The 25,946-nt window shown below is 39.0% G+C and carries 25 protein-coding genes and 1 pseudogene; 16 read left to right on the top strand and 10 right to left on the bottom strand.

The window, feature by feature from the left end; translation table 11 throughout:
- Positions 1-85: 85 nt before the first annotated feature.
- On the top strand, positions 86-718 hold the full coding sequence (locus V7K62_RS13995) for a matrixin family metalloprotease (protein WP_334864869.1): 633 nt from the start codon (positions 86-88) through the stop codon (positions 716-718).
- Between the two features lie 49 nt (positions 719-767).
- Here the strand turns inward: V7K62_RS13995 and V7K62_RS14000 are convergent, their stop codons facing one another.
- A complete protein-coding gene (locus tag V7K62_RS14000; protein WP_334864871.1) occupies positions 768-986 on the bottom strand; it encodes a hypothetical protein in 219 nt (72 codons plus the stop codon).
- Positions 987-1,173: 187 nt separating this feature from the next.
- Between V7K62_RS14000 and V7K62_RS14005 the strand changes: the two genes are divergently transcribed.
- The gene (locus tag V7K62_RS14005; protein ID WP_442937282.1) at positions 1,174-2,244 is read left to right on the top strand and encodes a sulfonate ABC transporter substrate-binding protein; all 1,071 of its coding nucleotides are present in this window, start codon (positions 1,174-1,176) and stop codon (positions 2,242-2,244) included.
- A gap of 176 nt (positions 2,245-2,420) precedes the next feature.
- Here V7K62_RS14005 and V7K62_RS14010 read toward each other — a convergent pair whose 3' ends face one another.
- A complete protein-coding gene (locus V7K62_RS14010) occupies positions 2,421-2,483 on the bottom strand; it encodes a hypothetical protein (RefSeq protein WP_334865031.1) in 63 nt (20 codons plus the stop codon).
- A gap of 465 nt (positions 2,484-2,948) precedes the next feature.
- Between V7K62_RS14010 and V7K62_RS14015 the strand changes: the two genes are divergently transcribed.
- From V7K62_RS14015 to urtE, 10 genes are all read left to right on the top strand, one after another.
- Complete coding sequence (locus V7K62_RS14015; protein WP_334864875.1) at positions 2,949-4,994, top strand: bifunctional metallophosphatase/5'-nucleotidase; 2,046 nt, start codon at positions 2,949-2,951, stop codon at positions 4,992-4,994.
- Between the two features lie 4 nt (positions 4,995-4,998).
- Positions 4,999-5,883 (top strand): isopenicillin N synthase family dioxygenase, encoded by an 885-nt coding sequence (locus tag V7K62_RS14020; RefSeq protein WP_334864877.1) that lies wholly within the window; start codon positions 4,999-5,001, stop codon positions 5,881-5,883.
- A complete protein-coding gene (locus tag V7K62_RS14025) occupies positions 5,884-7,044 on the top strand; it encodes an NAD(P)/FAD-dependent oxidoreductase (RefSeq protein ID WP_334864879.1) in 1,161 nt (386 codons plus the stop codon).
- 556 nt (positions 7,045-7,600) lie between these two features.
- Positions 7,601-8,917, top strand: coding sequence for an urea ABC transporter substrate-binding protein (gene urtA, locus V7K62_RS14030; RefSeq protein WP_334864881.1), 1,317 nt, complete (start codon positions 7,601-7,603; stop codon positions 8,915-8,917).
- A gap of 140 nt (positions 8,918-9,057) precedes the next feature.
- Entirely contained in the window at positions 9,058-10,218 is a 1,161-nt protein-coding gene (locus V7K62_RS14035; RefSeq protein ID WP_334864883.1) for an ABC transporter permease subunit, read from the top strand.
- Between the two features lie 27 nt (positions 10,219-10,245).
- Positions 10,246-11,364: an urea ABC transporter permease subunit UrtC gene (gene urtC, locus V7K62_RS14040; protein ID WP_334864885.1), complete on the top strand. Its 1,119-nt coding sequence runs from the start codon at positions 10,246-10,248 to the stop codon at positions 11,362-11,364.
- Positions 11,339-12,085 (top strand): urea ABC transporter ATP-binding protein UrtD, encoded by a 747-nt coding sequence (gene urtD, locus V7K62_RS14045; protein ID WP_334864887.1) that lies wholly within the window; start codon positions 11,339-11,341, stop codon positions 12,083-12,085. Before urtC ends, urtD begins: the two co-directional genes overlap by 26 nt.
- A gap of 63 nt (positions 12,086-12,148) precedes the next feature.
- Positions 12,149-13,603: a DNA methyltransferase gene (locus V7K62_RS14050; RefSeq protein WP_334864889.1), complete on the top strand. Its 1,455-nt coding sequence runs from the start codon at positions 12,149-12,151 to the stop codon at positions 13,601-13,603.
- Between the two features lie 24 nt (positions 13,604-13,627).
- On the top strand, positions 13,628-14,740 hold the full coding sequence (locus V7K62_RS14055; protein ID WP_334864891.1) for a hypothetical protein: 1,113 nt from the start codon (positions 13,628-13,630) through the stop codon (positions 14,738-14,740).
- Between the two features lie 175 nt (positions 14,741-14,915).
- On the top strand, positions 14,916-15,614 hold the full coding sequence (gene urtE, locus V7K62_RS14060; RefSeq protein WP_322684458.1) for an urea ABC transporter ATP-binding subunit UrtE: 699 nt from the start codon (positions 14,916-14,918) through the stop codon (positions 15,612-15,614).
- Here the strand turns inward: urtE and V7K62_RS14065 are convergent.
- On the bottom strand, positions 15,577-16,305 hold the full coding sequence (locus V7K62_RS14065) for a hypothetical protein (RefSeq protein ID WP_334864895.1): 729 nt from the start codon (positions 16,303-16,305) through the stop codon (positions 15,577-15,579). The genes urtE and V7K62_RS14065 overlap by 38 nt on opposite strands.
- Positions 16,306-16,485: 180 nt before the next feature.
- The gene (locus tag V7K62_RS14070; RefSeq protein ID WP_334864896.1) at positions 16,486-17,268 is read right to left on the bottom strand and encodes an ABC transporter permease; all 783 of its coding nucleotides are present in this window, start codon (positions 17,266-17,268) and stop codon (positions 16,486-16,488) included.
- Between the two features lie 149 nt (positions 17,269-17,417).
- Here V7K62_RS14070 and V7K62_RS14075 point away from each other — a divergent pair, with 149 nt between their 5' ends.
- Together V7K62_RS14075 and V7K62_RS14080 are read left to right on the top strand one after the other, a co-directional pair.
- A complete protein-coding gene (locus tag V7K62_RS14075; RefSeq protein ID WP_334864898.1) occupies positions 17,418-18,029 on the top strand; it encodes a DedA family protein in 612 nt (203 codons plus the stop codon).
- 142 nt (positions 18,030-18,171) lie between these two features.
- On the top strand, positions 18,172-18,705 hold the full coding sequence (locus tag V7K62_RS14080) for a hypothetical protein (protein ID WP_334864900.1): 534 nt from the start codon (positions 18,172-18,174) through the stop codon (positions 18,703-18,705).
- Here V7K62_RS14080 and V7K62_RS14085 read toward each other — a convergent pair.
- The gene (locus V7K62_RS14085) at positions 18,702-19,259 is read right to left on the bottom strand and encodes a hypothetical protein (protein WP_334864902.1); all 558 of its coding nucleotides are present in this window, start codon (positions 19,257-19,259) and stop codon (positions 18,702-18,704) included. The two genes, V7K62_RS14080 and V7K62_RS14085, sit on opposite strands and share 4 nt — an antisense overlap.
- Positions 19,260-19,686: 427 nt before the next feature.
- On the bottom strand, positions 19,687-21,306 hold the full coding sequence (locus V7K62_RS14090; RefSeq protein WP_334864904.1) for a tetratricopeptide repeat protein: 1,620 nt from the start codon (positions 21,304-21,306) through the stop codon (positions 19,687-19,689).
- A gap of 206 nt (positions 21,307-21,512) precedes the next feature.
- Between V7K62_RS14090 and V7K62_RS14095 the strand changes: the two genes are divergently transcribed.
- Complete coding sequence (locus V7K62_RS14095) at positions 21,513-21,971, top strand: endonuclease domain-containing protein (RefSeq protein WP_334864906.1); 459 nt, start codon at positions 21,513-21,515, stop codon at positions 21,969-21,971.
- A 280-nt stretch (positions 21,972-22,251) separates the two neighbouring features.
- Positions 22,252-22,461 carry a hypothetical protein gene (locus V7K62_RS14100; protein WP_334864908.1) on the top strand — a complete coding sequence of 70 codons (210 nt, stop codon included), beginning with the start codon at positions 22,252-22,254 and terminating at the stop codon, positions 22,459-22,461.
- Between the two features lie 37 nt (positions 22,462-22,498).
- Here V7K62_RS14100 and V7K62_RS14105 read toward each other — a convergent pair whose 3' ends face one another.
- The 4 genes and pseudogenes from V7K62_RS14105 to V7K62_RS14120 all read right to left on the bottom strand — a co-directional run bounded on the left by V7K62_RS14105 (position 22,499) and on the right by V7K62_RS14120 (position 25,886).
- The gene (locus V7K62_RS14105; protein ID WP_334864910.1) at positions 22,499-23,323 is read right to left on the bottom strand and encodes a hypothetical protein; all 825 of its coding nucleotides are present in this window, start codon (positions 23,321-23,323) and stop codon (positions 22,499-22,501) included.
- 26 nt (positions 23,324-23,349) lie between these two features.
- Entirely contained in the window at positions 23,350-23,733 is a 384-nt protein-coding gene (locus V7K62_RS14110; protein WP_334864912.1) for an IS1595 family transposase, read from the bottom strand.
- A 157-nt stretch (positions 23,734-23,890) separates the two neighbouring features.
- Positions 23,891-24,022 (bottom strand): annotated as a pseudogene (locus tag V7K62_RS14115) (DUF4058 family protein); the annotation flags it as partial.
- 355 nt (positions 24,023-24,377) lie between these two features.
- The gene (locus V7K62_RS14120) at positions 24,378-25,886 is read right to left on the bottom strand and encodes a UbiD family decarboxylase (RefSeq protein WP_334864914.1); all 1,509 of its coding nucleotides are present in this window, start codon (positions 25,884-25,886) and stop codon (positions 24,378-24,380) included.
- Between the last annotated feature and the right edge of the window lie 60 nt (positions 25,887-25,946).

The following is a 25,946-nucleotide window of genomic DNA, read 5'->3' on the forward strand; positions in this document are numbered from 1 at the left end:
GCTTGTATTTATTAAAAACCTAACTACATCTACGCCAAATTATTTGAAATAACCATCTAATTTTGATTCTGAAAAGGAGAAACAGATGTCTAATTTTGTTGCTTCTGCTGGTGGTGTTACTAAAACTGGTTCAATCTATGTAGATAGCTTACTATGGGGCAGTCGTTGGAAGATTGAAAATGACAATAGAAAAATTACTTATTCGTTTGTTGATAATAAGTCTTGGGATTATAACTTCGATAATGCTGAAATAAATGCCTTTACTAAGGCAATCAATTCCTGGGCTAATGTTGCTAACTTCCAGCTAGAGTCTTCTGGTTTTAATGATTCTCAAGCTGAGTTAACCTTTCATAGTGTTGATTCTTCTGTTTTTAGCAGTGCTAGCGTACTAGGTCAAGCAGAGCCACCAGGAGAATCCTCTAATCTTTTTGCAGAAGGAGATGTTCTAATTAACTGGGAGTTTTACCAAGGTGATTCTGATGCAGAACTCTTAGTTGGTAGCTACTACTACGACACTTTTGTCCACGAAATTGGTCATGCTTTGGGATTAGCTCATCCTCACGATAATGGAGGAAGTTCTTCCATCTTTCCTGGCGTTGACAATGCTTCAGATTTTGGCGACTTGAATCTCAATCAGTATATTAACAGGTGGTGCCGGAGGCGATCGCTTTACTTTCCAATCTCGCAGTCAAGGAATCGACCGGATTACCGATTTTAGCGTACTGGATGATACGATTGTTGTCTCTGCGGCTGGTTTTGGTGGAGGGCTAGTTGCTGGTGCGGCGATCGCTGCTAATAAATTTGCGATCGGTACAGCAGCCACTACAAATAGTCAAAGATTTATTTACAACACAGGTAATGGTTCTCTCTTCTTCGATCAAGATGGCACAGGAGCGATCGCCAAAATCCAAATTGCTACCCTCAATACCGGATTGTTCCTGAATAATGCAGATATTTTCGTTGCTGCTTAGGTATTTTGAAGTCATAAATCATTAATCTCGATTCAGCTAACACTAAAACGCTTTGTCAAAGTCAATTTTTTTAAGTAACCACAGAAACGCAGAGGAAAGGAACTAGATTGCCATATAATACGGTAAATCAATGAACTTGTCGGTGTTTTACCGGAAGTTTACTGAAGCCTAATATTTATTGACCCCTGAAAGCAGAGTGATGATGTTGACTAAGTTCTCTCCAACCCGATTGTTGGGTATGGCTTTTGCCTTCCTCCAGAGGTTCCAACAACGAAGAATCCGCACCTTTTCTATACTGTTTGCAGTGGGACTTAGTTTAACTTTGGCTGTCTCTGCTTGTTCTCCCAGCGCCAGCGAGAACTCTGGCACACCGCAGACAACCCAAAACCCCAGCGGCACTACAATTCGCATCGGCTACCAGAAAGCATCAACTGTCCTCTATGCGTTGAAGGCCAGAGGGGAATTAGAGAAAGCCTTTGCAACTTCAGGATCTTCCGTAATTTGGGCAGAATTTCCCGCTGGCCCCCCAATGCTAGAGGCATTGAATGCAGGTAGTATTGATTTTGGCTATACCGGAGAATCACCACCTATATTTGCTCAAGCTGGGGGTATTCCTTTGGTTTATGTTGCCTACGATCCTTGGAGTCCCAAAGCTGAAGCCATCCTAGTACCCAAGGATTCACCGATTAAAAGTGTGGCTGAACTCAAGGGCAAAAAAGTTGCTTTTTCCAAAGGTTCTAATGCTAACTACCTATTGCTGAAAGCGCTGGAAAAAGCAGGGGTACAGTACAGTGATATCAAACGAGTAACTCTGACTCCCGCCGATGCTCGTGCTGTATTTGAAAGAAATAACGTTGATGCTTGGGCAATTTGGGATCCTTACTTAGCCGCAGCAGAAGCAGCAACAGGCGCACGTACTTTAGTAGACGCGACGGGATTAGCTCCCAATCGTGGTTATTATCTGGCTGCAAAATCTTTTGTTGATACCAAACCGGATGCTTTGAAAATAATTTTGGATGGGGTGAACCAAGTTAGTAACTGGGCAAAGAATAATCCTACTGAAGTTGCTAAATTTCTTTCCCCTGCCTTGGGTATAGATCCTCCTGTCTTGGAAATAGCAGAAAAGCGGCGTGAGTATGATGTACTTCCGCTCACAGATGAAGTGATTACTAAACAGCAAGAGGTTGCAGATACCTTCTACAAAATTAAATTGATCCCGAAAGAAATCAAAATTAAAGAAATTGTTTGGCAAGGAAAACTGAATAATTCATAATTTTTAATTTATCGCCCCGACTTATTTAAGAAGTCGGGGCGATAGGTTTTAAAAAATGATTTATAAATGCTATACTAGCAACTTGACATTAAACTTTGCCATCAAACTTTAGTATTGATTTGCTACCATGCTAAAACTACGCTACAGCGAATCCTGTGTATGGTCGAACATCTGGCTCATGGAATCCCAGCTTGGACTAATTCATTGGCAATTCCGTCTTCTGTTCCATCTCGTTGCACCCAAACTTTTGGTCTTTGATTAAGAGGTTGTTTGAAAAGTGGTGACTGAGGTATCCAAAACTTTAGATCCTCCTAAATCCTCCGATAAATTGGAGGACTTTGAGAACGTTATTCCCCCCTTTTTAAGGGGGGCTAGGGGGGATCTAGATACAAGCGTAGACTTTTCAAACATCCTCTAAGACATTTCTCATACTATCGTGATAGAAATCTTTTGGTGGCACTCTAGATTTTGAGATACCAAATGATTACACTATTTAGTATATCTCTAGTTCTCATTTTGGTTATACAGGCGAATATTCTCTAAAACGTTAATGCCGGTAAGTACTATTTCTGCGGCGTTGCAGAATATAAATATGAATTAACGTGATTGTGGGCATCAACTCACACATCAGGGCTGAAATTGTGGTTTAATACTATAGTTGTAACAAAAAAATATTCAACCACTGATGAACTATAAAATTTATTATGCCTTTTTTAGAGCCGAGAAATCGATTTATCAGTAAGTTTAATCGCCGATATTTAAATGCTAGCCAGTTAAGTTGGCTAATTATATCCAGTATCTTTTTATTTCTCGGAACTACTGTTGCTGTGGCGCAAGTGAAAACAGCACATAAATCAGGGTTCACGCTACAACTTTTACATACTTCCGACCAAGAAGCAGGTGTCCCCGCGCTGAAGGATGCACCAAACTTTTCGGCGGTGTTGAATGCACTCAAAAATCAAGATACTAATCGTGACGGCAAGCCTGATTATCCTAATACCTTAATCCTTTCATCTGGAGATGCTTATATTCCCAGCCCCTTCTTATTTGCCAGTGACACAGTTTTTGGTGGTCAGGGACGAGGAGATATTTTAATTCTAAATGCTCTTGGGTTTGGTGCGATCGCCTTTGGTAATCACGAATTTGACTTAGGTACGGGTGTTGTTGCCGACTTACTCCGTGCTAAAGAAGATTATCCAGGGACAAAATTTCCCTATCTCAGCACAAATCTCGACTTCAGCACTGATAAAGACCTGGCAAAATTAGTTACCGCTGATGGACAAGAGGCAAGTAAAATTCCGAATAAAATTGCCCGTAGCACGATTATTACGGTCAATGGTGAAAAAATTGCTGTAGTTGGGGCGACAACTCCCACACTGCGGACTATTTCTTCTCCCGGTGGTGTGACTGTGTTACCTAAACAATTTAATGACCGTGATGCCGCAGATATCGCCGCCTTAGCTGCTGAAATTCAAACTTCTGTTGATACACTGCTGACAAAAAATCCAGAGATTAATAAAGTCATTCTCTTGGCACACATGCAGCAAATTGCCATTGAGCAAAAGCTCGCAAAATTACTTAAGGGAGTAGATATTATTGTTGCTGGTGGTTCCAATACCTTACTAGCCGACAAAACAGACCGTCTGCGAGTCGGTGATAAATCTGCTGGAACTTATCCAATCATCAAAAAAGCCGCAGATGGTAATCCGATAGCCATAGTTAATACCGATGGAAACTATCGCTATGTTGGTCGTTTAGTAGTTAACTTTGATGCTAATGGAGTGATTATTCCTAAAAGTATTGACCCCAAAATTAGCGGTGCTTATGCGACTGATTCCCAAGGTGTCGCAGCTGTCGGCGGGAAACCCGATGCCAAAATTGTCGCCATTACAGAAGCACTCAAAAAAGTGATTATTGCCCAAGATGGCCAGATTTTTGGTAAAACTGACGTTTTCCTCAACGGCTGGCGGGGTGATGTCCGCACCCAAGAAACCAATTTCGGGAATTTGACAGCCGAAGCTAATTTAGCGATCGCTAAACGATATGATCCTAAAACTGTCATTTCCATTAAAAATGGTGGTGGTATCCGTGACAATATCGGTACTTATACCTTTCCCCCAGGTTCGACTCGCTCACAGGATGTTATCAAACTGCCACCCCAAGCGAATCCTGTGGCAGGTAAGAAAGAAAAAGAAATTTCCCAACTTGATATCACTAATGCTTTACGGTTTAACAATAGCTTGACTTTAGTAACTTTAAATGCTAAAGAACTAATAGAAGTAATTGAACATAGTGTAGCAGCCATAGCGCCGGGTGCTACCCCTGGCAGTTTTCCCCAAGTAGCGGGATTAGCCTTTAGCTTTGACCCAGATTTGCCAGCAGGTAAGCGTGTTAAATCCCTGGCTATCAAAGATGCAAAAGGCAAAATTATTGATGTAGTGGTGAAGAATGCAGAGTTAGTGGGTGACTCTAATCGCATCTTCCGGACTGTCACCCTAAACTTCTTAGCAAGTGGTGGTGATGGCTATCCTTTTCCCAAAAGAGAGCGGGTTGATTTAACATCAAAAGATACTGATAAGAGCAAACGCACAGGTTTAGCCACCTTTGCTGCTGATGGTTCTGAACAAGATGCATTAGCAGAATATTTGGCTGCTAACTTTAAGCAGATTCCATTTGCTCTAGAAGATGTACCACCCACCGAAGATACTCGCATTCAAAATCTGAAGTTGCGTAAAGATGTGGTGTTTTGAATCAATGGTCAGAATTCCAGTAATTAATTTAACTACTTTTACCAAGGGCAATGCAGCAACTCGGCAAGCTGTCATCAAACAAATCTATGAAGCTTGTCATGAAATTGGCTTCATGTACTTGCAAAATTCGGTAATATCAAAAGACCTAATCAAGGAAGTATTCACTCACACCAAATCTTTTTTCAATTTACCTTTAGAAGTTAAGCAAAAGCAAGCTTGGAGTGATGAATTTAGTAATATGGGTTACGTTGGGATTGAGAGAGAACGTCTTAACCCCAATAAACCAGGCGACTTAAAAGAGGCATTTAATCTAAACAAACAAGCGGCTATGGGGATAGATGCTTCTATTGTCACCTTTTATGATAATTGTACAGAATTTGCTAACACGATATTACAAGTTTATGCGTTGGCGTTGGAATTGCCAGCAGATTTTTTTACTATAAAACATAATCAACAAAATCATACCTTGCGACTATTACACTATCCCCGATTGCAGACACCACCGAAACCCGGACAAGTGCGTGCTGGTGAACATTCCGATTATGGCAGTATTACCCTACTTTTCCAAGATGACATTGGGGGGTTAGAAGTACAGACAACATCTGGAGAGTGGATTGTCGCGCCTGTAATTTCTGATACTGTAATAGTCAATACTGGCGATTTAATACAACGGTGGACAAATCATCGATTTTGCTCAACTAAGCATCGAGTGATGATTCCCAGTGATAATCGGGTAAATCAGTCCCGGTATTCTATGGCTTTTTTCTGTCATCCTAATGATGATACAGAAATTGCTTGTCTGGAAAGTTGCCAGAAAGAACAATCGCCTATCTATCCCCCTATCCTTGCGGGAGAATATCTTTTACAACGTTTACAAGCAACATATTAGATGAAAACCTACGACTGGATTGTGGTTGGTGGTGGAATTACGGGTGCTGCACTCGCTTATGAACTTACTAAAACTGGCTTTTCTGTACTTTTGTTGGAGCAATACAGCAGACCACAGAATGCAACTCGCTATAGTTATGGTGGGCTTGCCTATTGGTCGGGTACTACACCACTAACTCGCCTATTGTGCGAAGAAGCGATGTCTACGACTGGCTACGCCAACGCACGTTACGATATTTTATCTCAAGAGTTAGACGCTGATATCCAATTTCGGGAATTAGATTTATTACTTACTATTTCTGCCGATAGCGACCCAGAAGCAACTGCGGCATCATATAATGATTGTGCCATCCCACCCCGTTTACTCAGTGTCCAAGAAGCTTGTGAGTTAGAACCGCAGCTAAATCGAGAGGCGATATCTGGTGCTTTAACTGTCAAACACGGTCATATTCACCCAGAAAAAACATCACTTGCTTACATCCAAGCTTTTGAGCGGGCTGGGGGTGAAATGCAGATTACCCAAGTATTGCAAGTGTTGCAAGATGGTGTAAAAACAACTACTGCAACTTTCCACAGTGCTAACGTTGTCATCTGTGCGGGTGGACTCAGCCGCCAGCTTCTCAAATCTGCTGGTATTTCCATTAAGTTATATTTCACCCACGCAGAAATCATTGAAACTCCAGCCGTTGATGTCAGGTTACGCACCTTAGTTATGCCAGCGAATCTGCAACGGTTTCAACTAGAAGCTGAATCTACTCAAGTTGATGAATTATGGGATGAACTTGGTAATGAGTTAGTACCGCCAATTTTAGATGTGGGTGCAATTCAGTTTCAAGATGGTAGTATCCGCATTGGGCAGATTAGCCGTGCGATCGCAAATCCTCAAGCCGAGGTAAACTCAGACGTAAGCGAAAAATGGTTGCGAAGAAGTGTTGGTCAAATTATACCAGCATTGGAGAATTTACCAGGGACTTGGTATCACTGCTTAGTGGCATTTAGTAGCAATCAACTTCCCTTAATTGGTGCTATCCCAGGATTTGAAGGTGTTCATGTTTTCTCTGGGTTTAGTAATCCCCTAGTACTTATACCACCTTTGGCAAAGCGCTTTGCTAATTTTGCAACTGGCCAGGAAGATGAAATTATTACACAAATGCTAATCTAAAAGCCCCGCAGTGAAAAACACAAATATTACTGATGCTGACAGATGAGGCACTGCACTGATTTTAGTTCAATCTTATACTTGGTTAATTGACAATAGTGCATCTTGTCTGTCTAAATAAATAATTAGAGTTCGCCTAATTTTCAGTAAAGGAATAGTAGCAATGTCTTCCATTGAGTAATTAAATATAAAATAAACTCCTAGTTTCTAGTGAGCGATTTATCGCTCAGAGCAAGGATTATCAGGACTAAAGTCCTTACTAGAAACTTTAAATTTATTTATGCCTAGATACTAGCAGTTTTTAACTGTCTAGAATCAAAGATGTTTGTGGAAGACAAAGGTTTTGTTCTTCCATAACGTATTGCATAGATATGAGAATATTTATAAAGTTAATAAAGCTTAATATTAAAAAGTTTGTTTTTTATTACAAAAACAAACTTTTTTGTATATAGCGTCACTTTTTACTAGTAAACTATCGCACTAATATCACACTTTAAAGATTGATATTGTCAGCTTCAGATGAGTTGGCTGATTCATCAACAGGAAAATTCATAAAAAGATGAGAAGACAATTTAACCGACGCAAGTTTTTAATCTACGGTTCTTTAACTTTTGGAAGCAGCTTTTTTTTGAAAGCTTGCGCGAATAATTCTCCAACTGCAACACAGAGTCCAGTTGCGCCTCCAACTGCTTCGCCAGCGGCGGCTACTGCTGGTGACACTATAAAAGTAGGTATTTTGCACTCTCTGAGTGGTACGATGTCTATTAGTGAAAAAAGCGTTGTCGATGCTGAAAAATTAGCAATCAAAGAAATTAACGCTGCCGGTGGTGTCTTAGGTAAACAAATTGAAGCAATTACCGAAGATGGTGCTTCTAATTGGGATACTTTTAGAGAAAAGGCTACCAAGCTAATCGATCAAGATAAAGTCGCTGTAGTATTTGGTTGTTGGACTTCTGCTAGCCGCAAGAATGTTAAGCCAGTATTCGAGAGCAAAAATAACATGCTCTGGTATCCGGTGCAATATGAAGGTCAAGAGTGTTCTAAAAATATTTTCTACACTGGCGCGGCGCCAAATCAACAAATCGAACCATCTGTTGATTGGCTGTTAAAAAATAAGGGCAAAGAATTCTTCTTAGTTGGCTCTGACTACGTTTTTCCCCGGACTGCTAACACAATTATTAAAGCTCAACTAGAAGCTTTAGGCGGAAAAACAGTTGGTGAAGATTATTTACCTCTTGGTAACACAGAAGTTACACCAATTATTACTAAAATCAAGCAAAATTTGCCCAATGGTGGCGTGATTTATAACACCTTAAATGGTGATAGTAATGTTGCTTTTTTCAAACAATTAAAAGGGGCTGGATTGACACCAGATAAATATCCCTCTATGTCTGTAAGTATTGCCGAAGAAGAAGTCAAAGCAATTGGTGTAGAGTATCTCAAAGGTCACTATGCAGCTTGGAACTATTTCCAAACAGTAGACACACCTGCTAATAAGAAGTTTGTAGCAGCTTTCAAAAAAGAGTACGGTGAAAATCGGGTGACAAATGACCCAATGGAAGCAGCATACATTGCAGTTTATTTGTGGAAACAAGCAGTGCAAAAAGCTGGCACTACAGACATAGCTAAGGTAAGTGCTGCGGCTTATGGTCAAACTATAGATGCGCCTGAAGGTAAAGTCACAATGGATGCCAATCATCACATATCCAAAATTGTGCGGATTGGTCAAGTTAGACAAGATGGTTTATTTGATATTGTCTATGCTAGTCCGACAGCAGTTGAGCCAGTTCCTTGGAATCAATTTGTGAAAGAAACTAAGGGATTTGCTTGTGATTGGAGTGACCCTGCTAAGGGTGGTAAGTACAAGAAAACCTAATTTTTGAAATTCTCGTTTCCAGGTTCTACCTGGAAACACTGCTTCTACAGGAAGGAGGCGGAGCCTCTTAATAGGCATTCCCAGTCTCCGACTGGGAACGAGGTACTAACTACTAGCTGATAGTTTTTGTGGAGAAATAAGTGTTAGCAGGATTCTTAGAAGCTGTATTTAATGGTATTAGTATTGGCGCGGTATTATTAATTGCCGCGTTGGGACTAGCCATTATATTTGGATTGATGGGCGTTATAAATATGGCGCATGGTGAATTGATGATGTTCGGTGCTTATACAACTTATGTTGTGCAAAATGTCTGCAAACAATTAGGTGGAGTGTGGTTTGAAGTCTATATATTTTTGGCTTTGATTATTGCATTTATATTCACGGCTGTTGTGGGATTAATTCTAGAAAGAGGCGTGATTCGTTATCTCTATGGACGCCCATTAGAAACTTTACTAGCAACTTGGGGAGTAAGTTTAATTTTTCAGCAGTTTGTCCGTAGTGTAAATTGGGTATTGATAATTGGCATAGCTATATTTTCTCTGTTATTTTTTGGAGGTTTATGGATTTTAAATTCTCGCACTGATTTGGGAAGGGTTCGTAACTGGATTGTGGCGGTGATATTTTTACTATCGCTGGGGGTGACAATCACAACAGGCAATTTATTGAGTCAAACTTATCAGTTAGCAGTGACTAAACCTTGGTTTGGCGCTCAAAATGTAGATGTAACAGCACCTACTTGGTTACAAGCGGGGATATCTTTAGGTGGTGTACAATTGCCCTTTGCCAGGTTATTTATTATTGCTTTAACAATAATTTGTGTGGCGGGAATTTACTTATTCTTACAACGTTCTAGCTGGGGTTTAAGAATTCGGGCTGTGACGCAAAACCGGAGTATGAGTGCTTGTTTGGGTATTCCAACTCAAAAGGTTGATGCGATTACTTTTGCACTGGGTTCTGGTTTAGCTGGTGTGGCTGGATGTGCGATTAGTTTACTTGGTTCTGTAGGGCCAAATACGGGACAAAACTATATTATTGATACTTTTATGGTTGTTGTCGTTGGAGGTGTGGGCAATTTAGCTGGGACGATTGTGGCTGCTTTGGGTATTGGTACGGCTAATTTTTTAATTGGTTCTGGTACTTTGGCTTTGTTGTTGACTCCTGTTAAACCTTTGGCAGATTTGTTTACTTTTTTTGCGACGACGAGTATGGCGAAGGTGATGGTATTTGCGTTGATTATTGTGTTTTTACAGTGGAAGCCTGGGGGGATTTTTCCGCAGAAGGGGCGTACTGTTGATGTTTAAACCGCAGAGGCGCGGAGGGCGCAGAGAATGAGGAAGAGGGGAGGAAGGTTATTAATTGAGGTGGGGGTGGCGATCGCGATCGCACTCTTCCTTATAATTATCATGCCACTGGTGCTGTCGGAGTTTCGCCTGAATTTATTGGGGCGATTTTTGTCGCTGGCGATCGCAGCTTTGGGTATTGATTTGATTTGGGGGTATACTGGTTTATTGAGTTTGGGACATGGTATTTTCTTTGGTTTGGGTGGATATGCGATCGCAATGTACCTGAAACTCCAAGTACCTACTGGAGAATTGCCTGATTTCATGGGGCTTTATGGGGTTACAGGACTTCCCGCCTTTTGGCAACCTTTTTATTCTTTTCCTTTGACAATAGCTTTGGTGGTACTAATTCCAGGGTTATTGGCGGGATTGTTGGGATATTTGGTTTTCCGTAATCGCCTCAAGGGAGTTTATTTTTCTATCTTGACTCAAGCCGGAACTATTGTATTTTTCAACTTCTTTAATGGTCAGCAACAATTTTTCAACGGTACGAACGGACTGATAGATTTTACAACTTTGTTTGGGGCAACGGTCAGCGATGCCAAAACACAGTTTATTTTCTACACGCTGACGGTAGTGTTTCTCGCAGCCACCTACGGCATTTGTCGCTGGTTGACAAGTGGACGCTTTGGGAGGTTGTTGATAGCGATTCGTGATGATGAAAGTCGGGTAAGATTTTCTGGCTATGACCCTACAGATTTTAAGGTGGTGGTGTTTGCAGTTTCAGGTGCGATCGCAGGTATAGCAGGAGCATTCTACACCATTCAGAGTGGTTCTGTATCACCCAGAGCAATGGATATTGCCTTTTCGATTGAAATGGTGATTTGGGTAGCTGTGGGGGGACGCGCTACTTTAATTGGGGCGATTGTTGGAACTTTGTTAGTAAATTATGCCCGCACTTTTTTAAGCGAACAATTTGCTGAAATCTGGCTATTTTTCCAAGGCGCACTATTTTTGATAGTCGTCACAGTCCTTCCCGACGGCATTGTGGGATGGTTGCGTAGTCAAAATATTTCTCTTTTCCACCGTCGTCAAGAAATTGCTACATATCCCAGCTTGGAAGAAGACACCGAAGTGCAAGATGAACGCGAAAATATTGGAAACTGAAAACGTAACTGTTAGTTTTGACGGTTTTAAGGCTTTAAACCAGCTTAACTTTAGTATGGATGTGGGTGAATTACGAGTAGTAATTGGCCCCAATGGTGCGGGAAAGACAACGTTTCTGGATGTGATTACAGGGAAAGTGCAACCAACTATAGGACGAGTTTTATTCAAAGGTAAAAATATCCGTTCTTTACCTGAATATAAAATTGCCCGATTAGGAATTGGGCGCAAGTTTCAAACACCCCGTATTTACTTAAATTTAACGCCCCGTGAAAATCTAGAAATTACCAGTAATAAGAATAAAAATGTCTTTTCTACCTTATTTGAACGTTCTAATGCTGTTGAAAAGAATAATATTAAAGGATTATTAGAAACCATCGGTTTAACGCCGAAAGCAGATATCAGAGCAGCTTTACTTTCCCACGGAGAAAAGCAACGTTTAGAAATTGGGATGTTAGTAGCACAGTCACCTGATTTGTTACTCGTTGATGAACCGGTTGCTGGTTTAACAGATGAAGAAACTTATAACATCGGCGAATTACTTTTAGCACTAGCGCAGAGTCATTCAATTTTAGTAATTGAACATGATATGGAATTCGTGCGTCAAATTGCCCGAAAAGTAACAGTGTTACATGAAGGTTCCGTGCTGTGCGAAGGTAATTTTGAGAAAGTGCAAAATGACTCTCGTGTGATTGAAGTATATCTGGGAAAACAGGAAGACTAAATTTTTATCTCAAAAGCTCGACATGGTACTCTATATTTAGGCTTCTCAGAGATAGAGTTTGACATGACTGCAAAGACCATAAAAGATATTAGCAATCCTGATACCTATAAAGGTATGTATTCTTTCCATAAATACTGGGGTAAAAAGCCAACTGAAAGTATTGTTTTTTTTATACAAAATTATACAAATGAGTCAGATATAGTTCTTGATCCATTTTTAGGTTCAGGTCTTATCAGTAGAGAATGTTTGTACCGAAGAAGAAGATTTATTGGAATTGATATTAATCCTTTTGCAATTGAACATACCAACTTCTTATTAGAACTTCCAAAAGCTTCGGAATTTAAATCAGCCCTACAAGAGATTGAAACAAATATTAAACAGAAAATCAATGAGACATATTTTACCATTAATGGAGAAATAGCATCGCATTATTTATGGAGTAGTGGTGAAATTTTAAAAGTATGGATGAAGCCAAAGGTAGGTAGGAGTAGAATTGAGATAGAAACAACAAGCTTTGATTTAGAAAAAGTTGACTATTTTTCTCAATATTCAATAAGGAATATTAGAAAACTTACTTTTTTTACAAATTCAAGAATTAACTCAAATAATCAAATGTCAATCTACGATTTGTTTACTCGTAGAGCTTTGTATAATATTGATTTAATACTGGATGAAATTAAACTATTTCCAGATGCAATTCAAAAAGCTTTATTATTAACTCTTACTTCTTCATCAGGGCAAATGTCATCTATGGTATTTGCAATTACCAATCGAGGAAAAACCAAGAATCAAATTTCTAATAAAATTGAGGTCGGCAGTTGGGTGATTGGCTATTGGAGACCAGAATTACATTTTGAGATTAATGTTTGGAATTGTTTTGAGAGTAGAGCTAAAAAACTCTATAAAGCATTAATTGATATTAGCGATCAGAAATATCCAAGACATAAATCAATAAGTGCGCTCTTAGAAAGTACACAAGGAGCATTAATTATTAATGATGATTGCATAGATGTACTGAAAAAGATACCAGAAAAAACTATAAAATTGATTTGCACTGACCCTCCACATAGCGATCGAATTCCATACCTTGAATTAAGTGAAATATGGAATTCTATTTTAAATAAAAATGTTAACTTTGAGAAAGAAATAATTGTTTCTAACGCCAAAGAGAGAAACAAAAAGAAGAAGCAGTATATTGAAAACATGAAATCGTTTATAGGTGAAGCTAGCCGGATTCTTACTGATGATGGAATGTTTTTAATGTACTTCAATGCCCGCGATCAAGAAAGTTGGAAATTCTTAGAAATACTTGAAAATAATTCTAATTTAAAATTTATTGGGGCTTTCCCTATGGAATATTCTGCAAACTCAGTAGTGCAAGATAATAGAAAAGGTGGAATGAAAACAGATTATGTTCTCGTCCTCAAACGAAAAGGGTGTAGTATTAATTCTCAACAGGAACTTAATAAGATACCAGGTTGGTCAACTTCAATACCCAAAATAGCGTCAGCAATATAAAATGAAGATTTGTAAGGATTTGCTATGAATAATTTTTCTTATTGGAAAGGATTATATGACAGCGATCATTTAACAGAATTTAATACGGATTATGCAGGTCAATTATGGTTAAAAACTAAATCAATCATAAGAAAAGAATTAGTTTCAGAATTTGTCAAAAAATATTCATTGGTCTTAAATACTAGTAGCTTAAACGGACAGTTCGAGGAATTATTCCTGCTTTTGCAATCAAATCTACCTCAGTCTCATCAGCAATTGGATTTATATATTAAGGAAAAGAATGTAAAAATATTGGAGGCCTTAAATAAGGAAAGTCTCGTTTCTGAATTATATAAATTGAAAACATTTGAATGGGGAGGTGATTATCAAAATTCACTGGATAAATACTTGGTAAGCCATTATATAAAAACGAAAGATATCATATCTTATGGCATATTGATGTCTAAGTTCGAGACAGAGATAAATCGTGTTGTTCAAGGATATGTATTGAATAGTTGGTATAACCATTGGTCTAGTATTTTAATTGAGCATATCTTTAAATCGCATCCATCTATTTTACCTACTGTTGGACAAATTAAGAGTGTCGATTTTTTCATTAAAAATATACCTTTTGATTTAAAGGTTACTTATTTTCCATCAGAATATTTAAAATCAAAGAGGAAGGAAAAGAATCTTCCTGTTGAACTTACTTTTTTAAAGAAAAAAGCAAAGGAGCTTTCAATTAACTTTGATAAAACTGCAAAAACTTCCAATATATATTATGAAATAACTGAAAAGTTAAGAGATCGAAATGACAATGTATCTGAATCTGTTCTTAATCAGTTAAAATCTGAAAACGTAGCAATTGTTAACGAAGCTCAACAGAATCCTAGAAATCTAGCAAAATGGTTGTATGAGAATCAGGGAGAAATGCGTTTTGGATCAGAAAATCGCTTATTTCTTATATTAATTGATACGAATGATTTTTCAAGTTCATGGAAACTTAAAAGGAACTTAGACCTTTTAACACCGACGATAAACACTTTTCTTGATGCTTTTAGCTCAAAGCAAATATCAGATTTAAAGATGAATTTTAATTATCCTGGTAAACCAAAAATATTCAGTGCCTTAACAGATGTTATTTTCGTTGTAAAGTAAAACATTTTCATCAATATTTTTTAATGATTATGCATTTAGGTGAGCATGAATAAATAGCGGTCTAGCCTTCAATTATGAAACCCATCGGAATAATTCCATCTTGATACAAAAATATCAAAACTCTATCTTTCTCTCTGCACCTCTGCATTAAATTTTAATATCTACGTAATCTAGAATGCTAAAAATCTCTAACCTTAACGTTTACTACGGCGAAAGCCACATTCTCCGCAATGTAGATTTAAGCGTACCATCTGGGCAAATGGTTTGCCTAATTGGACGCAATGGTGTAGGAAAAACCACCCTACTCAAAACCATCATGGGTTTACTCAAACCCCGCAGCGGTACTATTAACTTAGCTGAAGAATTAATCAACTCCAAATCGCCCGACCAAAGGGCAAAGTTGGGAATTGGTTATGTCCCCCAAGGACGAGAAATTATCCCCCGTTTGACAGTTAAAGAAAATCTACTGCTGGGGCTGGAAGCTAGACGCAAACCAGTCAAAAAAGCAGAAATTCCAGAGGAAGTTTTTAGCTTATTCCCGGTGTTAAAAACCATGCTTTCGCGGATGGGTGGTGATTTGAGTGGGGGACAACAGCAACAATTAGCGATCGCCCGTGCTTTAATGGGAGAACCTCAATTACTCGTCTTGGATGAACCCACCGAAGGTATTCAACCCTCCATCATCCTAGAAATTGAAGCCGCTGTTCGTCGCATCGTCGAAACCACAGGCATTTCAGTTTTATTGGTAGAGCAACATTTGCACTTTGTCCGTCAGGCGGATTACTATTACGCCATGCAAAAAGGTGGTATTGTCGCCTCTGGTTCCACAACTGAACTTAGCCAAGATGTGATTCAGCGCTTTTTAGCTGTTTAATTTTTGAGATTTCTATATCAATTGTGTCAGAAGCAATCAAGTTTGCTGCTTCTTGTAAAAGCTCATTTTGTTCCTTTTGAATTGCTTCTAAACGACTAGAAATTTCTATTAATCGCTGTTGTTTATTTGGTGGAAAATTTTCAGGTAGTAAAGTAGGCAGATTATCAGTTGTTTTAGCACCTGTGATTCGTTGAACAGCAAAACTGCCAACTTTAGTTAAAGCTAGAAAACTAACTTTAATCAAAGCCTGAAGTAATTTTAACGGAACTTTGAGTATTGACCAACTAGCTGTTTCAATCAAGCGGACAATTGCTTTGATGATGCTCCAAAGTAGAGCAAGTGCAAACAGCAGAATTACTACACTAATAATTGGGTGATTAGCTCCCCAGCCTAGTATTTGAACTAACCGAAAAAATATCGGGTGTTGTGTCAGCCAATCACTTGCAGAAGATGTAATAGCATCTTTAACTACTCCCGATGTTGTACTCTTAAATTGCTCTGCTGTTTGCCAACTTTGTTCTAAACTTGTTGTAACTGTATCAATTGCTCTACCAGTTGTTGTATTCAAAGACTCTCCAGCTTGTTGTGCTGAATTACTTAGAGAGTTAACGCTTCCGTCGACAAAATCTTTCACATTTTGCAAGCGTTGTAAAACTCCATTAGGTAAATGTATGTCTATTTGAGATGCCATAAAACATTTTACCGAGGTTTAAATCTAACCCGCAACCCATCTTTAGGGCGATTAGTGGGAACTGCAACTACCTCTAAACTTTGATTGGGTAATATCTCCCAATGATAACAAGGGGAGTGTTTCACCTAATACAGGTATACCAAAACTTCCAGAAGGAATTTGATTACTTTTCATATCTCTCTAACTCGAAGCACTAGTATAAAATCGCAACGCAAACCGCCAAAACCAAGTAGAAGCGAAAAACAGCACTACTGCTAATATTGCCGCACCTATCAACCAACTAATTTCACTCCGACCCAACAGCGCTTGGGCTGGTACAGTAGTTAAAAAAGCTACTGGCATCACAAAGGTAAAGAAAAAGCGGTAAGCAGTGGGATATGCAGCTATGGGATATCGTCCAGCTTCCAACAAACCACGCAGCACTTCGGTAGCGTTGTATATTTTGACGAACCAAATACTCGTCGCTCCCAGCATAAACCACAGGCTGTACAAAATTACCAAGCTGAACAATAACGGCAGTATAGCAAGTAGATAGTCATCTATCCCTACACCAAGGCGTTTACCTGCATAGCCAATGATAATACCACCAAAAATTAGATCCGGCAGTCCCCAAGGTGAGAGGGTATGGGTGGAAAGCCAAAACTGACTGCGGATAGGTTTTAATAATATAAAGTCCAAAGTGCCTTCCTCTACATGGCGGACAATGCGATTCAAGTTCGACGCCAGAAAAGTAGCAGAAAATCCTTGGAGTAAGGTAAAAATTCCTAGAACTATTAAAGCTGCTTCCCATGTCCAGCCACTAAAAGTGTAGCCAGTGCGGTAAAACAAGAATAGTCCAAAGAGGCTGCCGACAAGATTTCCCAAGCTGCTGAGGGTAGCTATAAAAAAGTTAATCCGATATTCCAACTCAGATGCGATCGCAGCACCCCAAAATAGTCTTAGTACTTTCAAATATCTTTGCATCTTGCACCTTTAACCCAAAACCTGTTACCTGTCATTACATTTCCCAAAATTACATAATAACTTTATGTAAATTTAATATTACTTTTTATTCAATAAAATTGCTGAACGTTAAGATATTTTAGGCTTATTGTTTAACAGTAAAAGATTTTATGCATTTAAATTTACCAGACCTAATTACAAAAATTGGCTACTTTGGGGTATGGGCAATTATCTTTGCAGAATCTGGCTTGCTAATTGGTTTTTTTCTGCCAGGAGATAGTTTGCTATTTACTGCTGGATTTCTTGCATCTCTTCCGAACTCCGGGTTTAACATTTGGGTTTTGGTTTTTGGTGCTTTTGTTTGTGCAGTTCTTGGTGATAATGTTGGCTACGCTACAGGACACAGATTTGGCAGAAAATTATTTCAGAAAGAAGATTCATGGTTGTTTCATAAAAAACACTTGGTAAAAACCCAGGATTTTTATGAGAAACATGGCAAGAAAACACTAGTTTTGGCGAGGTTTACACCGATTATTCGCACTTTTGCGCCAATTGTAGCTGGACTTGGTGCGATGCATTACCGAACATTTATGTCTTACAACTTAATCGGTGGATTCTTGTGGACATTCGGAATCACCTTTTTAGGGTTTTTCTTAGGAAAATCTTTGCCACCTGAACAGGTAGATAAGTATTTGTTACCGATTATTGGATTAATTATAGTTGTTTCTTTAGTACCATCGATTATTCATGTAATACAAGAAAATCGAGCAAACAAAGGTTAAAATCTTCTTCGTACTTCTCTTATCCCAAGCGTATTACCCGATAAAGGTTATATGTGATAAGGGTATAGGGCAAAGTCTTTAGTCTGCAAAAATACTACTTAGGGAGAATGACACGCAAACCCGACAATTTGATAATACCCTCATGACTTCCTTAAACATCAACCTCTATCTGTTCCTAGAAAACCTCCTCTTTTTCCTAATTGCCACACTTTTTATTGTGGTTGTGAACTGGGGGTGGAAAAATACAAAGCCTTATACTCTACCTTTACCATTTCCCGGTTGGTATAAAATCTGGTTTGGTTCAGTGCAACTGCTAGCAGTAGTGCCGCCATTAGTAGCCATGCTATTGTGGGGTGTATGGTGGGGCGATCGCACGGTCTTAACTGTGCTTGGTTGGTATTTTATCGTATTAGGGTTGCAAATCATCTCTGAGAGAGTGACGCTTAGGCAGTTGCAAAATGTGGTGTGGGTGATGGTTCCTTATATATATCTCCCTTACCGCTTCTGGCAGTTGTATGAGGGTTTGACACTTTTGGATTCTACAAGCGAGTTGCAGGGGGTACGATATTTATTGGTTTTTGAATTGGTGATGTGGATTGTGAACTACGCCATAGATGTATCTCAATTGCCGCGGCTGTTTCGTTGGGAAGTACAATCAAACTCTGACGTTAGCTAGGGATTAATCGCAGAATTAGCCATTTTTACTAAAGAAGTGCGATCGCCTGCTTTCAACCCAACAACATATTGCACACCCTGTTGTCTCCAAGTCAAGGTAGCATCTGAGCAACCAGCACCACAAGTAAAATCTACAAAATAGCCAGTAATGCCCTTAGCTAAGGATACACGTTTCCCAGTCAGGCGCGGTGTTTTGTCGGTTACGGCTTCAGCCGTAACAACGCCTAAACGACAAGCAGAAGCACCATTACAGTCGGGAGTGAAACCCAGTAAAATCTCATACTTTTTTTGCGTAGCAGCTTCTATAGTTGCGTAAATTGGATTTTCCCCATCCGATTCCGGAATAAACTTCGGTAAAAGAATCCGAATTTGAGTCTTTTGCTTTAATTTAGGCAGAATAGATTTAAAAACTGGGTGTGGCTGGGTTTTAATCTGCTGTGCTATCAGTTGGGACTGGTTGTTTATATTCGCTATGGCTGACTTGTGAAAGCTGCTAACACTGACTAATAAAAATACGGCACACACAGCACTAGTATTTCTGAAGCTTGAAATCATCTTTGAAAACCTATTTGATCTAAAGTACTTATTTGTAATACCCAGTTTGAGTATAAAACTACGCATTTAACAAATGAAGCGATCGCTGGGAATAATAAATACAAAATTAATCAGCTAACCTAGTTGGCAAATGACTCAAAATCACAATAGACCTCTTCATCCCCGCTGTTTCGTGGAGGGGGCTAAGATGCAATACAGTTGAGTTAAACATTTATTTATGTTTTAGCCTTAACCCCAGCGCATTCAGCTAAAATGTGACACTTAGAGGATGTTTGAAAAGTATTTGGCTGTGATTTTAGGCACTTTGATCCCCCTTTTTAAGGGGGGAACCGGAATCAAAGTCCCCCTTTTTAAGGGGGATTTAGGGGGATCTAAAATGTTTTGATACCGACAAGAGGACTTTTCAAACAACCTCTTAGGCAATTGTCTAGAAGTTTAAAATATCTAATGATTCTTCTATTTGTAAATCTAATATTATTTCTCGTGTATCTTTGAGTGCTTCTAGCTTACCTTCTTTACGATAGATGTCTGCCGCTTTTTGAAAATCTTCAATTGCTCCCTGTTTATCTGCAATTTCTAAACTAATATTGCCACGATTATAATAAGCATCAGCATAATTTGAATTAATCTGGATTGCTTGAGTATAATCTTCAATTGCGCCCTCAAAATACCCTAAATCTGAACGAGCATTAGCACGATTGTAATAAGCATCGGCATAACTAGGATTAATCTGGATTGCCTGAGTATAATCTTCGATTGCGCCTTCAAAATCTCCTAAATCAGAACGAGCATTACCACGTTTTTTATAAGCTATAGCATCTTGAGGATTAATCTTGATTGCTTGAGGAAATCCCGGTTGAGAGCCTAATAAATAACGAGCAATCCCACGATTTTTATAAGCATCAGCATAATGAGGGTTAATTTTAATAGCCTGGGTATAATCCTCAATTGCTCCTTGATTATCTCCGATATGAGAACGAGCCTCAGCCCGATTTTTATAGGCTACAGCAACATGAGGATTAATTCTAATAGCTTGGGTATAATCATTAATTGCTTCTTCTAATCGCCCCAGTTGATAGAGCGCTAAACCTCGTTTATTATAAGATTTAGTATCATGAAGATTCATCTGGATTGCCTGAGAATAATCTGCGATCGCAGCCTCATAATCTCCTCTTTGATAGTGAGCTAAACCTCGTTTATAATATAAGTCAATATGACCATGATTAATTTCTAAAGCTTGATTATAGTTGGTAATTGCATTCGTGTATTCTCCTTTCTCAAAATATTCATCACCCAAGTTAACATAAAGTAGAATTAAATCTTCATCACAATATTCAGGTTGAAAAGAAGATTTGAACGCCTGATTAATAGTTGGCTTAGATACAATTTCCTGCTTAGGTAGATATTTGTAAATTGGTGTTTGTTGCCGAGAAGAATTATTTATAGAAGATTGTAACTGTTCTAGATAGCACCATAAACCACCGCCATATAGTAATTGTTCAATCCCAAATGAAATTTTACCAGTCTTCAACTTAATCATTCGGGTTGGGAGAAAGCCAGCCAAAAAAAGATGATACTCAGATTGTGCTTCACTCACATCCTCTTGAATCAAAATGCAAACTACAACTGCATTTTTTTCAACCTCTTCAGAACTAATTGACCATCGTACTTTGTCAATCCGACCATGACGAGATTTTACCTCAATACCAATAGACGGGTCAGAAGTCAAGGTAAAATCTATATTACCATCGCCGCCGAATCGCTTTTCATAATCGACTTCCGTAATAAAATCAGCTAAACGTTCTTTGACAACTTCCTCACCCAACTTACCTTTAAGATAGCTAAGAAAAACGTCACGGACTGGTAAAACACGCTTATATTTCTCAGCCATCAGCCAGCAAAATTCCCGTAGTGCCTTTAACCTTTCTCCAGAGATGATAGTTAATTCACTATATTGACCTTCTGTTTCACAATGAAGCAGACAACCAGATGTTAACCTTTTAACAAAATCAGACTGTAGCGATCGCAGTAGTGTAATCCAGTCCATTTATATTTCTGCGAATCTTTTGATGAGATTATTCTATTAAAATATGCATTCGGCGTAAACCTTTCAATTAGCTTGGCAAGATTTATATCAGTTTTTTAGGTGCGGCCATATCTGATTATGCCAGAGTTTTGACTGCTAGTGAGGGGTGTGAGAGTGCGATCGCTGGGAATAATACATGAAATATTAGCTAACCACCAATCGCGCAAATGACCAAAGATCAAAACCCCAACCCAAACCTCATCACCAACTCCAGTCCCCCCTCATCGCTTGCGGGGAGGGGGTTAGGGGGTGGGGTTCCAGGATCTCCTTGGCAAACTCCACAGGAACTTTGGAAAAAACTGAAACCATTGGCGCGACAGATGCGGGGTGAACCAACTCCAGCAGAAAAGTTACTTTGGCAGAAGTTGAGAGACAAGCAAATTTTGGGTTTCAAGTTCCGCCGTCAGCAAACAATTGACCGTTTTATCGTCGATTTTTACTGTAATGAAGCGCGGTTAGTGGTGGAAGTGGATGGCGAAATTCACGACTACACCCAAGAAGAAGATGCGATACGTCAAGAATTTTTGGAGAGTTTGGGGTTGCAGATTGTGCGATTTAGAAATGAGGATGTTTTGGAGAGGATGGAGGGGGTATTGCAGGATATTGGTGCTTGGTTGCAGAGATAGAACCCCACCCCCAACCCCCTCCCCGCAAGCGAGGAGGGGGCTAATTATGTGGTTTTTGGTGGTGTGGGCGATCGCGCCAGAAGCATTTTTTAAGTATGCTCACATAGTGGCTTCACTAGCTGATTCAGAGCTTTTTTATAAATTGACGAAGCTAAACCAAAAAAAATCATTGTGTCATAGTTAACGGTAGTGACTTTTGAGGGATGAGTAAATATTCTAATTAGTAAATCCAGCTAAAATTGTTCATTGATCACTATAATCTTTTATGAGTAGTTATAATGTGCCAGACTCTCCAAATGAAGATTTACAACTCCTGCTCTCTTATCAACGAGAAATAGAAGGAATTCTACAAGAATTAAGAACTATAAGTGGTTTACCACAGTCGTTAATTCAAAGACTTAATACGCTTCAAACCCGCATTCTTTGGGATATACAACAACACATAGAGACAGAACCAATACCAGCACCTACTGAATCTATTGATTTTTAAAATCTCAAGCACATTTCAGCATAAGTCTCTAATTATTTTAAGGAGAACTATTTATTTGTTGTTCAGATAACTCCTGTATTTGATCTACTAAAAATTGAATCATTTTTTCTACATTAGGCGTTTTTTTATAAAATTCTTTGGTTTTGTGTTGGTTTTTAAGAGTTTCTTTAATAGCATTCAGTGCAATTTTATATGGTTCAGATGTACTAAATGAAACTTTTTTCATTGCTGAAACATATCTCTCTGGCTCAAATGTCCGAGGTTTTCCATCTTCAACACTGTAACGCAACCAAATAATACACTGGCGGATGTTATTGTCAAGTTCATGTCTGTACTTTTCATTAATTTGACATTTTGAATTTGATACTGAATCCATAGCAACTTCTATCAAGATTCTTTTATTATCTTTAATCTCCAGCCAACTAGCAATTTTTTTATCTGCTTCACGACGGACATTAAATTGTTTCTGTGCTGTTCGTATACTTTCAAACTTATGTATTAACCTGCTGCGTTGCTCATCAGAAATATTAATGTTTAAATCACCAAGCTCTTTATTGAAATCCTCTATATCTTGGATGTAATCACTCTTAAATAGCTTCATTTCTTCTTTCAATTTTTCTGCTACATTTATATTCGTTTTTGCTTCAATTTCTTTAGATACGATGGAATCAATCCATTTAATACTACCAATTGTGATAGCACTAGAGCCAAAAAAATAAGACCAGATCATCTTATCTTTATCAGAAGGATTTTCGGGAAACTGGCTATATTTATAGCCGATTAATCCAGTTAATAAACCAAAAATAAGAATGAAAATTGAGGAAGGTCTTAGCGTGAAAAATTCTTTCCAATTATTATTCATATAAAAATGGAGTATAGAGAATAAAGTTAAAAGTTTTTTGGGCGATCAATCTCTGTAATTTTATTTAAAAATATTTGCTCTTGAATCTGAGTTTTGCGTATACGCTCAATCATGTAAGCTGCCGTATTTCTGTTGACTCCAATCTCTTTGGCAAGCTGACGCACGCTAATACCCCCTGGAGAATTTAGTACAAGGTGAATTGCTACAAACCACTTTTGTAATTCTACATGAGTCTTGTGAAAAAGTGTACCCACTGTAACACTGTATGAAGTAAAGCATTCGTTACAGTGATACCTGCGTTCATTCTTATATGCAGTAGCGTTGGTTGATTCGCAATATGGACACTTTGGCTTCCCATTCCAGCGAATTTGCTCAAGTAGCGCAACGCATTCTTCGTGATTTCGTGACATGGTTATTCTCAGAACTCTGAGAATAACCATGTCAAAAATTACTCTTTAATTTTCTAGCAATATGTATCAAGCGTTAAGGAAAAACCAAGGTAATCTGGCGATCGCATAAGTATATACTTAGAATTCACAGTATTTTGAGTTACCGTAAACCCTTATGCTACAACAGTGCATCTACCCAAACTGCATCTGCTTGTGACAACCCTGGTACTGGCTGTTGACTATAATCTACTACCAAATCATAGCCGTAGATATCACATACTTCATTTAACAATGTCTGCAAATCTATAACTGGTTCCGTATCTCAAAAACGCAAAGGCAGGGGAAAAGGTGGAGTTATATCTGGTAAATTAAAAGCATAAGTACTTGGACAGAAATATTTACAGTCATTGCGTTCGCCTTTGGCGTTCTCGTAGAGTACGAAGTGTTCGCGGAGCGTCTCGTAGAGAAGCAATCCCAGCCGCAAGCGAATTGCTTCATTCCGCTTTGCTCCATTCGCAATGACTTTGTGTAATTAATTCTGTCTGACTACTTATAAGTCAGCATAAGGACGGCGATCGCTACGATAAACTAAAATTCGATTTGACTGATAAAAATCAGTTAAGCTGATAGCCAGCATAGATTTTTACCAGTTTTTATCTAATACATTACCTCATATCATAGCCAAACAAATTCGGGTCTACTTCTCCTAACTGCAACTCTGCCAAACCATACTCCGCCCATCGTCTCTCTACCATCGCCGCCACATCTGGGTCAGATTCCAAAGGCAAACCCCATTCATGGTCTGTTTCCGGCGGAATCTTTGTAGTTGCATCAATTCCCATTCGTCCACCTAAGCCAATCTTTTCACTGGCAAAATCCAACGTATCAAAAGGTGTATTCGGCAGAATAAAAACATCCCGCACTGGGTCAACTTTGGAACTAATCGCCCACACAACTTGACGCGGATCGCGAATATTTATGTCTTTATCCACAACAATTACAAATTTTGTGTAAGTAAATTGTGGTAAAGCACTCCAAAACGCTAAAGCTGCCCGTCGCGCTTGTCCGGGATATGCTTTATCAATGGAAATAATCGCTGCTTTGTAACTCAAAGCTTCCATTGGGAGGAAGAAATCGACAATTTCTGATACTTGTTGCCGCAGTATGGGCGTATAAATGCGATTTAATGCGATCGCCATCATCGCTTCTTCTTTAGGTGGACGACCGCTAAATGTTGTTAAGTAAATCGGATTTTTCCGGTGCGTCATACACTCAAAGCGTACCAACGGCGAATCTTCCACGCCGCCGTAATAACCCATGTGGTCGCCAAAAGGCCCATCTGGTAAAACTTCCCCTGGTGTAATCGTCCCTTCCAAGACAAATTCGGAATCTGCGGGAACTTCCAAATCTACGGTTTTACACTTCGCTAACTGCACACCTGAACCGCCGTAAAGCCCAGCAAATAGCCATTCTGATAAATCTACAGGGATAGGTGTAGCTGCTGCCATAATAATTAAAGGATCTACACCAAGTGCGATCGCAACTTCTAATTTCTTCCCACGTTCGGCCGCTTTTCGCAAATGCCTCGCCCCACCCCGCACTGATAACCAGTGAACCGTCATCGTATTCTGAGATTGTAGTTGCAAGCGATACACACCTACATTTGGAGTACCCGTCTCACAATCTTTGGTAATTACCAGTCCCAGCGTGATAATCTTGCCAGCATCACCAACATAAGGACGTATCAAAGGTAACTTGTTTAAATCTAAATCATTACCTTTAAGCACAACTTGCTGACAGGCGGGGAAAAAGTCTCGTCCTGGTTTCGCCTTCACCACGTCAAACAGCACTTTTCCAAAATCTATCGCCTGGGAAATCTTCTTCGGCGGTTTTGGCTGTTGCAGTATACTCAATTTTTTCCCCAGAGTTTCCAACTCCTCTGGATGCTGCATATTCATCGCCCAGCAAATCCTTTCCACAGTTCCCATCAAATTCACCGCCACCGGGAAGGAAGCGCCTTTGACGTTTTCAAACAACAACCCTGGCCCACCTTTTTGCAGCATCCGGTTGGAAATTTCAGCAATTTCTAAATCTGGGTCAACTAAAGCTGAAATTCGCCGTAATTGTCCCTTATCTTCCAAAATTTTAATGAATCCCCGCAAATCTCTTGCCATTGTTCTAATAAAGCTGATTATTTAAGAAGTGTGAAGCGCTTTCTTATATTATGGGGTATG

This window comes from Nostoc sp. (assembly GCF_036917935.1).
In the GTDB taxonomy this organism is placed as follows: Bacteria; Cyanobacteriota; Cyanobacteriia; order Cyanobacteriales; family Nostocaceae; genus Nostoc.